The sequence below is a fragment of the Salinicola tamaricis genome (assembly GCF_003006155.1).
Classification (GTDB): domain Bacteria; phylum Pseudomonadota; class Gammaproteobacteria; order Pseudomonadales; family Halomonadaceae; genus Salinicola; species Salinicola tamaricis.
Window position 1 is genome coordinate 1,067,939 of sequence record NZ_CP023559.1, and the last position, 12,478, is coordinate 1,080,416.

The 12,478-nt window shown below is 67.1% G+C and carries 9 protein-coding genes, 3 tRNA genes and 4 pseudogenes; 10 read left to right on the top strand and 6 right to left on the bottom strand.

Translation table 11 applies throughout. The features are described 5' to 3' along the window. Positions 1 to 41: 41 nt before the first annotated feature. The 8 genes and pseudogenes from CN538_RS04880 to CN538_RS04920 all read left to right on the top strand — a co-directional run bounded on the left by CN538_RS04880 (position 42) and on the right by CN538_RS04920 (position 6,470). On the top strand, positions 42 to 2,009 hold the full coding sequence (locus tag CN538_RS04880) for a replication endonuclease (protein ID WP_129591303.1): 1,968 nt from the start codon (positions 42 to 44) through the stop codon (positions 2,007 to 2,009). Between the two features lie 77 nt (positions 2,010 to 2,086). Beyond that, positions 2,087 to 2,344 (top strand): hypothetical protein, encoded by a 258-nt coding sequence (locus CN538_RS04885; RefSeq protein WP_106418745.1) that lies wholly within the window; start codon positions 2,087 to 2,089, stop codon positions 2,342 to 2,344. Beyond that, positions 2,337 to 2,552, top strand: coding sequence for a TraR/DksA C4-type zinc finger protein (locus tag CN538_RS04890; protein WP_106418746.1), 216 nt, complete (start codon positions 2,337 to 2,339; stop codon positions 2,550 to 2,552). Before CN538_RS04885 ends, CN538_RS04890 begins: the two co-directional genes overlap by 8 nt. After that, positions 2,542 to 2,790 carry a DUF4224 domain-containing protein gene (locus CN538_RS04895; protein WP_051896565.1) on the top strand — a complete coding sequence of 83 codons (249 nt, stop codon included), beginning with the start codon at positions 2,542 to 2,544 and terminating at the stop codon, positions 2,788 to 2,790. Before CN538_RS04890 ends, CN538_RS04895 begins: the two co-directional genes overlap by 11 nt. A gap of 163 nt (positions 2,791 to 2,953) precedes the next feature. Continuing rightward, positions 2,954 to 4,195 (top strand): phage integrase central domain-containing protein, encoded by a 1,242-nt coding sequence (locus CN538_RS22030; protein WP_242495577.1) that lies wholly within the window; start codon positions 2,954 to 2,956, stop codon positions 4,193 to 4,195. Between the two features lie 720 nt (positions 4,196 to 4,915). After that, positions 4,916 to 5,359, top strand: a pseudogene (locus CN538_RS25965) (TauD/TfdA dioxygenase family protein); the annotation flags it as partial. Positions 5,360 to 5,481: 122 nt separating this feature from the next. Then, positions 5,482 to 5,703, top strand: a pseudogene (locus tag CN538_RS25970) (TauD/TfdA family dioxygenase); the annotation flags it as partial. Further along, a complete protein-coding gene (locus CN538_RS04920) occupies positions 5,700 to 6,470 on the top strand; it encodes a TSUP family transporter (protein WP_106418749.1) in 771 nt (256 codons plus the stop codon). The pseudogene CN538_RS25970 and the gene CN538_RS04920, both read left to right, overlap by 4 nt. A 229-nt stretch (positions 6,471 to 6,699) precedes the next feature. Here the strand turns inward: CN538_RS04920 and CN538_RS04925 are convergent. The 6 genes from CN538_RS04925 to CN538_RS04950 form a co-directional block, all read right to left on the bottom strand. Continuing rightward, a tRNA-Thr gene (locus CN538_RS04925) sits at positions 6,700 to 6,775 on the bottom strand. Between the two features lie 21 nt (positions 6,776 to 6,796). Beyond that, positions 6,797 to 6,871 (bottom strand) — tRNA-Gln (locus CN538_RS04930). 6 nt (positions 6,872 to 6,877) lie between these two features. Next, positions 6,878 to 6,953: transfer RNA gene (locus tag CN538_RS04935), tRNA-Phe, on the bottom strand. Positions 6,954 to 7,044: 91 nt separating this feature from the next. Further along, positions 7,045 to 7,317 (bottom strand): oxidative damage protection protein, encoded by a 273-nt coding sequence (locus CN538_RS04940; protein ID WP_106418750.1) that lies wholly within the window; start codon positions 7,315 to 7,317, stop codon positions 7,045 to 7,047. 14 nt (positions 7,318 to 7,331) lie between these two features. After that, the gene (mutY, locus tag CN538_RS04945) at positions 7,332 to 8,417 is read right to left on the bottom strand and encodes an A/G-specific adenine glycosylase (protein ID WP_106418751.1); all 1,086 of its coding nucleotides are present in this window, start codon (positions 8,415 to 8,417) and stop codon (positions 7,332 to 7,334) included. Positions 8,418 to 8,504: 87 nt separating this feature from the next. Continuing rightward, complete coding sequence (locus CN538_RS04950; protein ID WP_106418752.1) at positions 8,505 to 10,928, bottom strand: AsmA family protein; 2,424 nt, start codon at positions 10,926 to 10,928, stop codon at positions 8,505 to 8,507. Positions 10,929 to 11,317: 389 nt separating this feature from the next. Between CN538_RS04950 and CN538_RS04955 the strand changes: the two are divergent. After that, positions 11,318 to 11,763, top strand: a pseudogene (locus CN538_RS04955) (imidazoleglycerol-phosphate dehydratase). Between the two features lie 52 nt (positions 11,764 to 11,815). After that, a pseudogene (gene hisH, locus CN538_RS04960) lies at positions 11,816 to 12,456 on the top strand (imidazole glycerol phosphate synthase subunit HisH). Positions 12,457 to 12,478 lie beyond the last annotated feature (22 nt).

Below are 12,478 nucleotides of genomic sequence, written 5' to 3' on the forward strand. Positions count from 1 at the left end.
TGATCGACTACGCCCGCGCCCAGGCCCGGGGCGTGGAGGACGTGCGCCACCAGCTCGTCGGCAATATCGCCAACCACAACCGCCGCCAGCGTCTGGGGCTGCTGCCGCCGCCGCGCCGCCTCTCGCCGCTGCCGGGGGCGACCCTCTCCGCCCAGGCCCGGGCCCGCGCCGCCCGCATCGCCCGCGGCCCCAACCCGCTGACCCCGCCGCGCCCCGGCGTGCCGGCGCTGTCTCTCTTCACCTGGCAGCGCGCCCCGCTGATGACCCTGGCGGTGGCCGATACCCTGGCGCTGGAACGCGCCCGGGCCCGCGCTCGCCGTCACGGCATCGCCCCGCCCAGCCTGCGCTTGAAGCCGGCGTCCCAGCTCGCCCGACTGAGCTGCGAGCGCTGGTGGCGGCGCCAGTTGCGGCGTCTCGCCGGGCGGCGCCTGGAGCAGGTGCTGCGCGAAGCGCGCCGGGTGCACAAACGTGCAGGCATCTACTGCAGCGAGCTCACCCTCACCCGTCGCCGGGCGCAGAAGGTGCGCAATCGTGCCCTGCTGGAGACGCTGGAGGCGATCAACCAGGCGGGACAGACCTACACCCTGGCCGAGCTGGCTGAATTGGGGCTGGCCAACCCGGACCACCGCCGCGCCGAGCTGATGCTGCGCATCCGCGATACCGAGGTCGAAGCGCGGCGTCTGGGCCATGTCGGCCTCTTCTTCACCCTGACCGCGCCGAGCCGCTTCCACCCGGTGCTCGCCGCCAGCGCCCAGCGCAACCCGAAGTACGACGGCAGCACCCCGCGCGACGCCCAGCAGCATCTGCAGGCGCTGTGGGCCCGGGCCCGCGCCGCCCTGGCCCGGGAGGGCCGCGGCCTCTACGGCATCCGCGTGGTCGAGCCACACCACGACGGCACCCCCCACTGGCACCTGCTGGTGTGGGCGAAGCCCGAACACGCCGCGGCGGTGACCGAGACCCTGCGCGGCTACGCCGAGGCGGAGTCGCCGGAAGAGCTCTACGACCGCGGCGGGCAGAAGACCCACGCGCGCTTCAAGGCCGAGACCATCGACCCCGCCCGCGGCACCGCCGCCGGCTACGTGGCCAAGTACATCTCCAAGAACCTCAACGGCGAGCAGTTCGCCCGCGCCGGGGTCGAGGGCGACCACCTCGACCGCTACGGCCAGGCGCTGACCGACGCCGCCCCGCGCATCGAGGCGTGGGCGGCGACCTGGGGCATCCGCCAGTTCCAGTTCCTCGGCCTGCCCAGCGTCACCGTCTGGCGCGAGGTGCGCCGGCTGACCGAACGCCAGGCGGACACCCTGCAGCAGTGGGAAGCCGCCACCCGCCCGCGCCCCAGCATCGCCCGGGTGCTGCACCGGGTGCGCGCCGCCGCCCTGGCCGGCCAGTGGGACCGCTACCTGCGCCTGATGGGCGGGCCCAATGCGCCGCGCAAGTTGCAGCCGATCAAGCCGTGGTCGATCCCCGCCTTCCGCCGCGCCCAGGCCGGCGACGACGTCAGCCACGCCAGCGGCGAGGTCAATCCGGGGCTGGTCGAACGCGGCCGCTACGGCGACGAGATTCGCGTGCCCAAGGGGCTGGTGGTCAGCGACCGCCGCGGCCATGCCGCCGAGTACCTCACCCGCCTCTACCGCTGGGAGGTGCGCCCCAGGCGCCGCCTGGCCGTGGGCGGGGTGTCTGGCGAGTTTTCGGGAGGCGGCGCAGCCGCCGACCCTTGGACTTGTGTCACTAACTGTACGGACCCCGAAGCCGGTCCAGGCTGTACGGACCCCGCGTCTCAACCCCTGACGACGCTGCCGCGCCATCTGCTCACCCCGCGGGCGCCGACCCCAGACGAGCTGGAGGCCCAGCTCGCCCGTTACCGCGAATGGCGCGCGAGCGAAGCCGCCCGCGCCGAGGTGGAGAACGCCGATGTCGAGCAGCGCCTGATCCGCGCCCTCGCCCGGCCAACCGCCACACATCCCCAGGCCCGCCACCGCCGCCCCGCCCGCGAGGCCAGGCGCCGGTGACGGCTTGCCCGCGCCCCACTGACCCGGAGCGACCCATGACTCAAACAATTCACCCGAACACGAACAGGAGCCAGACCATGACCATGACCACGACCACGACCTTGACCCCGAGCCAGCACCCGGCCCACGCCAGGAGCGGCGCCGAGAAGATCGCCCGCGGCACCCTGCAGGAGGCCGGCGAGCTGGCCGTGCTCAGCGATGCCAGCGGCGCCACCCGCCACCGCTACGCCCTGGTGATCGCCTTCGACAGCGAAGAAGCCCTGCGCCAGGCCGTCACCCACCACCGCTGCGCCTACCGCGATGGCCAGCATGTCCAGGAGCTGACCCATGGCTGATCTTGCCGACAACGCCCTTGCTGTGATCGAGCGCCATCTCGCCCAGTCGCTGGCCCGCCACCGGCTGCCCGAGGCCCAGACCAGCGCCGACGAGTGCGCCGACTGCGGCGAAGAGATTCCCGCCGCCCGGCGCGCTGCCGCGCCCTGGAGCGAGACCTGCATCGACTGCCAGTCGCTGCGCGAACGGAGGCAACGCCATGTGCGCTGATCGAGCCTTGAGGGATGCCGACACCGGCCCGCATTCCGGCGTGCTCGGCTGCGAGGCGCTGCGCCAGATCACCGGCTACCAGCGTCCGGCGGATATTGCCCGCTGCCTGCGTGAACAGGGCGTGCGGGTGTTCCACGGCCGCCGCGGCCCCTGGACCACCCTCGACCTGATCAACCAGGCCGGTGGGCTCGGCGACCCCGCCGCCAACGACACCCTCGACCCGCGCCAGGTGCTGTGACCTGGCGCGTCATGCGCCTCGAACCGGACTTGACCCCGATCTGAACCGGAATTGAACCAGACCCGAGTCGGACCCGAACCAGACCCGAACCAGACCCGAACCAGACTCGAACCAGACCCGAGTCGGACCCGAACCAGACTCGAACCAGAACAAGGACGCCACCATGCCCGCTGCCGATACTGCCGCCCAACCCCGCGGCGAAGCGCGCCATACCGCCGGAAGCCGCGGCAAGGCCGATCACGCTGGCGAGAGCGGCCGCCGGCGCCATCACCCGGCGATCCCCGCGCATATCGACCAGTCGCAGCTGCCGCCGGGGATCTACTTCGATGCCCGCGGCCGCGGGCGCTGGTATCGGCAGTACCGCGACGAGGCCAACCGCCTGCGCCGGCGCAACGTCGCCGACGCCCAGGCGACCCTGGACGAGCTGCGCCAGATCGCCGCCGATCGCGACGGGCTCGACCGCGACTCGCTGGCCTATCTCGCCGCCGCCTTCCACGCCGCCGAGCAGTTCCAGCAGCTCGCCCCGCGCACCCAGCAGGACTACGCCTGGTGCCGCAAACTGCTGATCGAGATGCCGACCAAGCTGGGCAAGCCCCTGGGCGAGCTGCCCACGCGCCAGTTCCAGCCGGCGCTGGTCCAGCGTCTGGTCGACCGCATCGCCAGCGACGGCACCCCGGCCAAGGCCAACCACCTGCTGCGCTACCTGCGCCGGCTGTTCCGCTGGGGTATCAACCGTGGCTACTGCGACACCAACCCGGCCCGCGGCGTCGAAGCCGCCCGCGAACGCCGCCGCCGCCGGCTGCCCGAGCTGGAGACCGTGGCCGCGCTGACCGAGTTCGCCCGCGAACGCGGCCAGCGCCGCCGGGGCGAAGCCGGCGCCTGCGCCCCCTATCTGTGGATCGTGATGGAGCTGGCCTATATCTGCCGCCTGCGCGGTATCGAAGTGGTCACCCTCACCGACGCCCACCACACCCCGGCGGGCGTGCACACCAACCGCCGCAAGGGCAGCCGCGACAGCGTGATCCGCTGGTACCCGCGCCTGCGCCACGCCTGGGACGCCGCCACCCGCCACCGGGACGCCCTGTGGCGCGCCCGCGCCCTGCCGGTGCCCCAAGACGCCGCCGCCCGGCCGCTGATCGTCGCCGCCGACGGCGCCGCCCTGCAGAAATCGAGCCTCGACAGCGCCTGGCAGCGCTTCATCCGGCTCGCCATCGCCGAACGCGTGATCCGCCCCGAGCAGCGCTTCGGCCTGCACGACCTCAAGCGCCGCGGCATCACCGACACCGCCGGCACCCGCCACGACAAGCTCGAAGCCAGCGGCCACCGCTCGGCGGCGATGATGGATGTCTACGACCTGAGCGTCCCCCTGGTGCCCTGGCCCGGCTACGACGCCACGGCGCCCTGAGCGGCGCCGGTGCGGGAACGGCGCCAACCAACGCTGCTGGCCCCCTGCTCCAGAAAGACCAGCAGCGCCAGAAAGACCAGCAGCGCGACGCCCTCATCGCTACCTGCCAGCGCCGCGACACGCCAGAATATCGCTCTATCGTTATTATCAGACGATATCTATCACTCATCGTTGAACACTTCGATGATTCGGCGACATTGTAGGATTTATCTTACAAAACTGTCTCTGATGTATGATTGAAAAGCCTGAGTGCCAACTCTAGACTAGCGCCGCGTTATTCAACACCAACGATAATACTCGACACACCAGAACCGATAATCGGCGCTCATTGAGCTCATGTGACGCCTGTGTCATCTGCGCCCACCGACGGCGCTAGGGTTTACGAAAAGGCAGCGGGCGAAGACAAGACAAGGCAAAAATCGGCGAAAACGCGGAGTTTACGGGTGTAAATGAGCATTTTGAGCTGATTTTTAACGCCGTATTGCCGAGCGCAGGTAGTTTTCGTACAAAGCCTAGACCATGGATATCAGGGATAGCCCAAGCGCCATCAACAAGACCCCGGTTTTCCCGATGTCGACCCCGTGCCACGCACCGGTCCGCTTCGCGCGACCGCCGGCATCCGTGCGCCGTCGCGACGACTCGCGCCCAGCAAAACGCCACAGGAAAACCATGGATACGATTACGCAGTGGGGTTATGAGATCCTACCGACCGGCTCCCATATGGGGGGAGAAGTGCGCGGCATTCAAGTGCGCGACATCGATGCCCCCTTGGCAGCGCAATTGCAAAATGAGCTGCTGCATTACAAGGTGTTGATTCTCAGAAACCAGCGCTTTTCCCACGATGATTATCTCACCCTGGCACGCCAGTTCGGCGAGATTGTCAAATACCCCTTCGCCTCGGGGATCGAGGATTACCCCGAGATCGTGCAGATCGTCAAAACCCCGACGCAGCGGCAAAACTTCAGCGGTAAGTGGCACGTGGACTCCACCTATCTGGAGACACCGCCGGACTATACCTTCCTGACCGCGCGAGAAACGCCGCCCCTCGGAGGAGATACCGTCTTCAGCAACGCCGAGGCGGTCTTTCACTCGCTCTCCGAGGGGCTGCAGGCGCTGCTGGAAAGCCAGGAGGTCGAGTTCGCCTCCGATGTCCATGCCACCCAACGGGGCCAGCACCTGACCAACTTCAGCGGCAGCGAGGCGGATACCTACCGCGCCGTGCACCCTGCGGTCATGCGACACCCGCGAGGCGGCAAGCGCGCGCTCTATATCAACGAGGAGCACGCCCTGGCCTTCAAGGGCATGACTCGGGAAGAGAGCCAGCCCTCAACCGCTATCTCACCGAGCGTATCGCCCAATCGGAGTTCACCTTCCGGCTCACCTGGGAAAAAGATATGGTGGCGCTGTGGGACAACCGCCTCGTCCACCACCATGCGGTCAACGACTACCACGGCGCGCTACGGGTCATGGACCGGATCACCGTCAATGACCGGGGGCTCGAGGCATGACCGTCTTCGCCTTCCTGAGCGAACACTTACTACTCACGCTGTTCGTCGTCGCCATCTTCGCCGGCTTCATCGACGCCATCAGTGGCGGCGGCGGGCTCATCTCCCTGCCCGCCATGCTGCTGCTGGGCATACCGCCCTCGATCGCGCTGGGCACCAACCGGCTGCAGGCCAGCATCGGCGAAGCAACCTCCTTCGCCACCTACCTGCGCCATGGCCAGCTCGACCGGGAGCTGGTGATCGGCGGCATGCTGTTCACCGCGCTCGGCGCCCTGGCCGGCACCGGCGTTGCGCTGATCGCCTCCCACGCGCTGCTCGACACCCTGATCCCGTTCCTGATGCTGGCGATCCTGCTCTACACCCTGTTCTCGAAGCAGCTGCGCCGGGACCTGCCGGCCCGGAAGGTCATGCCGACCCCGGTCTACCTGGTCGCTTTCGGCCTGCTCATCGGCTTCTACAACGGCTTCTTCGGCCCCGGCACCGGCGCCCTGTGGGTCTTCTCGCTGCTGATCCTGCAGGGCATGAGCATCAAGCACGCCTCGATGACCTCGAAGCCCCTGAACCTGACCGGCAATGTCATCTCGCTGGCCTTCTTCATGGCCGCGGGCAGCGTCAACTACGCCATCGGACTGGCCATGGGCGCCGGCCAGATCCTCGGCGCCTACCTCGGCAGCCACCTGGTCATGCGCAACGGCTCGGCCGTGGTCAGACCGCTGTTCATCGTCGTCACCGGCATCATGACGGCGAGGATGTTCTACCAGAACCTGTGACCGCACGGCCGCCCCGCCGGCGGCTCAGATCCCAAGCAGACGCGCACGCTCGCCCGATCGGCTCGGCCTCTCTCATGGGTCGGGTCGGGTCGGGTCGGGTCGGGTCGGGTCGGGTCGGCAATACGGTGGAACGCCTGCTACGTGGGGCTGATACGCAGACACAAAAAAACCGCCTTGAGGGCGGTTATCTTCAAGGCTAAAAAAGCCTTGTCAATCAATCTCTAAGCTCTGGTGCCGACACCAGGAGTCGAACCCGGGACCTACTGATTACAAGTCAGTTGCTCTACCAACTGAGCTATGTCGGCGAGCATAGAGACGTTGGCAAATGGCTGGGGTACCAGGATTCGAACCTGGGAATGCCGATACCAAAAACCGGTGCCTTACCACTTGGCGATACCCCAGCAGCGTGGTGGCCAGAGACGGAATCGAACCGCCGACACGGGGATTTTCAATCCCCTGCTCTACCAACTGAGCTATCTGGCCCTTGCCAACGGGGACGAATTAAACCAGTAAGCCTTTCACGGGTCAAGCCTTTTATTTCAAAAAGATGGGGTCTTTTCCGCCTCCACCGAAATCACTGGCTCGGCGGCACGTAGCCCTCGGCGTGGTCGGTCTCCTGGTTGTCGAAGAAGCGCTCCATCTGCTCCATCAGGTAGGCACGCGCGTCGGGGTCGAGCATGTTGAGATGCTTTTCGTTGATCAGGCGGGTCTGCTGGGCCTGCCACTCTTCCCAGGCGCGCTTGGAGACGTTCTGTTGGATCTCCTGGCCCTTGGCGCCGGGCAGCGGCGGAAATGGCAGGGCTTCGAGCTCCTGCTGGTACTTGCGGCAGAATACGGTACGAGCCATAGGTCACTCCTGTGTCAGTCGGTGGTCGTGGGTGTCTGGGCCAGCTTGTCGAGCAGAGTCTTCACCGGCGCGGCCAGACCGATATCGCCGGGGTCCGCAGGGTCCACCCAGCGCTCATCGGCAGCTTCGGCGATACGGGTCGCCAGCGTGGCATCGCTGGCCGTGGCTGGGCAAGGCGTGATATCGAGACGGAAGTGGGTAAACACATGCGTGAACGGTTGCCAGGCGTGGGCCAGGTGCACGCCGGGATAGCGCGCCAGCCAGTCGCGCAGCGCCTCACCGTCGTCGAACTGGGGAAAGCACCAGAGCCCGCCCCATAGCCCCGTCGGCGGACGCTGACGCAGCAGAACCCGGCCGCTGCCATCCTGCAGCATGAGCATCTGGGTGCTGCGCGTGGGGATCTCGCGCTTGGGCTTGGAGCCGGGATAGTCACGCTCACGCCCCTGCGCATGTGCCACGCAGACATCCTCGAACGGGCACAGCAGGCAGCTGGGTTTCCCCCGGGTACAGATCATCGCTCCCAGGTCCATCATCGCCTGGGTGTAGTCAGGCAGGCGCTCGTGGGGCGTATAGCGCTCGGCCAGCGTCCACAGCCGTGCCAGCACGTCGCTACGCCCGGGCCAGCCCGCCACCGCATGCAGCCGCGCGAGGACACGCTTGACGTTACCGTCGAGAATCGCCGCGCGCCGACCGCTGGTAATACTGATGATCGCACCGGCGGTGGAGCGGCCGATCCCGGGCAGCGCGGTCATCGCATCAATGTCATGGGTCGGGAACTCGCCGCCGTAGTCTTCGACCACCTGCCGCGCAGCCTTGTGCAGGTTACGCGCACGGGCGTAGTAGCCAAGCCCTGTCCACAGGTGCAGTACGTCGTCCTGTGGCGCCTCGGCGAGCGTCTGAACGTTGGGGAAGCGCGCCATGAAGCGCTCAAAGTAGGGCACTACGGTGGCGACCTGGGTCTGCTGCAGCATGATCTCGGAGACCCAGACGCGATACGCGGTCTTGTTCTGCTGCCACGGCAGCGTCTTGCGCCCATGCAGATCGAACCAGTCGAACACGCGGCGCTGAAACGCCTCAGTCGATAACGCAAACTCAGCCAAACGGCACCTCGGATCAGCGGATGGCGACAGGGGGTGATCGCAAAGCGCCGACGGGACGTCGGCGCAGGAATTGGTTAGCAGTGGCGGTCACTTGAACAGATCTCGGATCTTGTCGCCGAGTTCCTGGGAGGCGCCATCGCCCAGGGCATCGTCGATCTTGCGCCGGGTCTTTTCATCGAGCTTGTCATCGAGCACTTCATCGACTCGTTTGCCGGCCTTGTGCTTGGCTTCGTCCTCGGCGAGTGCCCCCAGCGAACGCTGGAACGCCTCGCGATCGAAGCTGCACCAACTGGCCGGCGCGTCTGTCAGGCTGCCCTGGCAGCGGATCGGGAAGTCGATTCGGGCCAGGCGCGGGTTGACGCTGCAGGCGGCCTGGTCGGCGGTATTCTGCAGGCGCGCGGCGGCACGGTAGTCGAGCCGGTCGGTGACCAGATTGACCTCCCCTTTGCCGCTCAGGTTCACCCCCGGGATAGCGATATCGAGATCGTCGTTGTGCGCCACGCCATCCTTCACCACCACGGTGGCCTGCAGCCGATCGAAGGCGGTATCGGGGCTCCACTCGCGATCGGACTGCTTGCCCTCCAGTGTGGCAACGGCCGTGCACAGCTGCTTCGGTACGTTGACATCGAGCATGGCGCCATCATCGATGCGCAGCGCCGCCTGGCCGTTGAGGTTCTGCTGGATGCCGGCGAGGGTGTTGGTGCGCGAGTCGAAGTCGCCCTGCAGGCTGAGCGTGCCGCGCAGCGGCGAGGGCTTGCCACTCACATCCTGGTACAGTGGCGCCAGTTGGACCCCCTGCAGTCGCTCGGTGAAGGAGAGCTGAATGGGTGACTGGCGCAGATCGAGGGCGCTGGAGGCCTTGACGCTGCCGTCGTAGAGGTTGGCACTCAGCGAATCGATCCGCTGGCGCCCACCGCTACCACTGGTGGCCAGCGCCACGTCACTGAGCTTGGCACCCTTGAGCGTGAGCGAGTCGAGCGTCAGATGCCCCTCCTGCTTCAGCCGGGCGAGCCAGTCGACGGGCAGCAGCCCAGCCTCTTCGCCGGCCGCCAGCGCCGGGGCGATGCCGAGGCTACCGAGCCAGGCGGTGGCCTTGTCGGACGCCTTCGCGTCATTCTGCGCCGGTGTGCCGCTGCTCGCCGCCGCCGGCGGCAGGTAAGCATCGAGATCGAGCTTGTCGCCCTCGAGATCGAAGTTCAGCGCGCTGCCGTCATAGGCCGCGCCGAGCGAGCCGCGCAGTTGGGTCTGATCGAGCGTGAGCTGAAGATCGGAGAAGTCCACGCGCCGGGCATCACCGGAGAAGGGGCCGCTCAGCGAGAACGAGGTCATCGCCTTGTCATCGGCGCTGCGCACGTCGACACCGAAGCGGGTTAGCCAGTCGCGCAGCGAGAGCGCGGCCAGGTTAAGCCGCCCTTGATAGCGCGGGTCGCTATCCAGCGCGGTAACCTTGGCGTTGCCGCTGAGGTCGAGGTTGTCGTCTCCGGTCAATGCCACATTGCTCAGCTCGGCAGTAGCGGCATCGAGATCGGCGCTGGCATCGAGCTTGAGATCGAGCGACAGCGGCGGCTCACGCAGTGTCGGCGAGTAGAGTGAGGCCCCCAGTTGAACGCCTTCGGCGCGGTACTGGCGCTGACGCGTATCGGCCACCAAGCTGGCGATCTTCAGATTACCGCTCTGAGCCTGTTCGGCGATGTCCGGCAGCTGCGCTTTGCCGTTGAGCGTGACCTTGTCGAAGGTGTAGCGCCCGGCGCTCAGGTCCATGCGCATCTGGCTCTTCAACTGCACGTTGCCGCTCATCTTGGGCTGCTCCCCCGAGAGATCGAAAGAGAGCTGCAACGGGAACGAGGATTGCGGACTGACATTGCTGCTGGTCAGCGACAGGTTGGAGAGCGTGACGTCCAACGGACGCCGCGGATCGACGTAGTGGACACGGCTGTTGGCGACCTGGACATTAGCGATATCGAACGCCACCGGCTGGCTGTCGCTCCCGGCCTGACCACCGCTATCACTCTTAGCACTGCTCTCAGCCTGACCACCGTTCGCGGACTGGGCGCCGCCGGCATTTTTGCCCGTGGCGTCGGCGGCAGCGTCACGCTGAGCGAGACGGTCGAGTAGCGTCTGCCAGTTACCCCGGCCCTGGGCGTCGCGCACCAGGTTGAGACGCATGCCATCGAGGATCAGGCCATCCACCGACACATCGCCGCTCAACAGCGGGGCAAAGGCGACACTCACCTCGGCCTGGTCGAAAGCGACGAAGGGCTCGTCGTCGTGGGACTGACGCGGAAGCCAGGCCTCGGCGTCGGCCACGCTGACCCCGATGCGCGGGTAGAAGCTCCATGACAGCGGCCCATCCAGGCGCAGCTCGAGCCCGCTCTGATCGCGCACCGCCTCGATCAGCCGCGGTTTGAGATCATTGGGATCGAAGAAGGTGGTGATATAGACCACCGCTGCCACGACCACGATGCCCAGCACGCCGACGGCCGCGAGCAGCGCTCTGATCAATCCTTTCATGCGCGCCGGACCTCCTTGACAGCGTGGCCCGCTGGCGGGGCCAGGAATGATTGGCGGGTATCTCGACGACACCCCACTAGGGTATCGCTGGTTCGCGCGGCTTCCGGCATGCCTCCTGTCTCTCCCTGTCAACGCGGCGGCTCGGCCGAGGCCGCTCTGTGATCCCCGCATTGTAGCGGATGCCCGGGGCGATTCTCTATAATGGCCGATTCTCGCCACACCTACCGGGAGACTCCCCACGCATGTCCCAGCGCATAGCCACGGTGTCACGCCAGACTCAAGAGACCCAGATCACGGTCACCGTGAATCTCGACGGCAGTGGCCGTCTCGAGAGCCGGACCGGGGTCCCCTTCCTCGACCATATGCTCGACCAGGTCGCTCGCCACGGCATGCTCGATCTCACCATCGAGGCCGACGGCGATCTCGAAATCGACGATCACCATACCGTCGAGGACCTGGGCATCACCTTGGGTCAGGCATTCGCCCGGGCGATCGGCGACAAGCGCGGGATTCGTCGCTACGGCCACGCCTATGTCCCGCTGGATGAAGCGCTGTCACGGGTGGTGATCGACTTCTCCGGTCGCTCGGGGCTGTTCATGGACGTCGAGTTCACGCGCGCCAGCATCGGCCGCTTCGATACCCAGCTGTGCTGGAGTTCTTCCAGGGCTTCGTCAACCATGCCCAGGTGACCCTGCACATCGACAACCTCAAGGGTTTCAATGCCCACCACCAGGCGGAGACCATCTTCAAGGCCTTCGGCCGCGCGGTACGTGCCGCGGTGGAAGAAGACCCGCGTATGGCCGGCCAGCTGCCGTCGACCAAGGGCAGCCTGTGAGGGCGCCTGCCGCCCGCCCGGCGGCTGCCAACGATTCCAAGAGGAGCGCACGATGACGATTGCGGTAATCGACTACGGCATGGGCAACCTGCCTCCGTGGCCAAGGCGCTCGAGCACGTCACCCACGAGAACGTGGTGGTGACCAGCGACCCGCGCGCGATTCGCGGCGCCTCGCGGCTGGTGCTGCCGGGCCAGGGCGCGATCCGCGATTGCATGGGCGAGCTCGAACGCAGCGAGCTGCGTGGGCTGGTCAGCGAGCTGCTCGACGCTCAGCAGAAGCCGCTCCTGGGGATCTGCGTCGGCCAGCAGATGCTGTTCGAACACAGCGACGAGAATGGCGGCATCGACTGTCTTGGTTTCCTGCCCGGGCGCGTGCGCCACTTCGGCCAGCAGCTGGTGGGGCCGGACGGCGAGCGCTTGAAGGTGCCGCACATGGGCTGGAACCGGGTCGCTCAGCACCACGCTCACCCGCTGTGGCAGGGCATCGACGATGGCGCGCGCTTCTACTTCGTGCACAGCTACTATGTCGATGCCGCCAGCCCGGACGACGTCTTCGGCGCGACCCACTACGCCGGCGTCGAGGCCCACGTGGCCACCGGCCGTGGCTGCGTCTTCGCGGTGCAGTTCCACCCCGAAAAGAGCGCCCGCGACGGCCTGCAGCTGCTGGAAAACTTCGTCAACTGGGCGCCCTGAGCGCGCAGCGCCCGGGACGCCG

What these genes read in the sequence shown, in the direction of transcription:
- CN538_RS04920 (WP_106418749.1), top strand. Translation starts at nt 5,700, where the DNA reads ATGACCGTCTTCGCCTTCCTGAGCGAACACTTACTACTCACGCTGTTC.
- CN538_RS22030 (WP_242495577.1), top strand. Translation starts at nt 2,954, where the DNA reads ATGCCCGCTGCCGATACTGCCGCCCAACCCCGCGGCGAAGCGCGCCAT.
- CN538_RS04890 (WP_106418746.1), top strand. Translation starts at nt 2,337, where the DNA reads ATGGCTGATCTTGCCGACAACGCCCTTGCTGTGATCGAGCGCCATCTC.
- CN538_RS04885 (WP_106418745.1), top strand. Translation starts at nt 2,087, where the DNA reads ATGACCATGACCACGACCACGACCTTGACCCCGAGCCAGCACCCGGCC.
- CN538_RS04950 (WP_106418752.1), bottom strand. Translation starts at nt 10,928, where the DNA reads ATGAAAGGATTGATCAGAGCGCTGCTCGCGGCCGTCGGCGTGCTGGGC.
- CN538_RS04895 (WP_051896565.1), top strand. Translation starts at nt 2,542, where the DNA reads ATGTGCGCTGATCGAGCCTTGAGGGATGCCGACACCGGCCCGCATTCC.
- CN538_RS04940 (WP_106418750.1), bottom strand. Translation starts at nt 7,317, where the DNA reads ATGGCTCGTACCGTATTCTGCCGCAAGTACCAGCAGGAGCTCGAAGCC.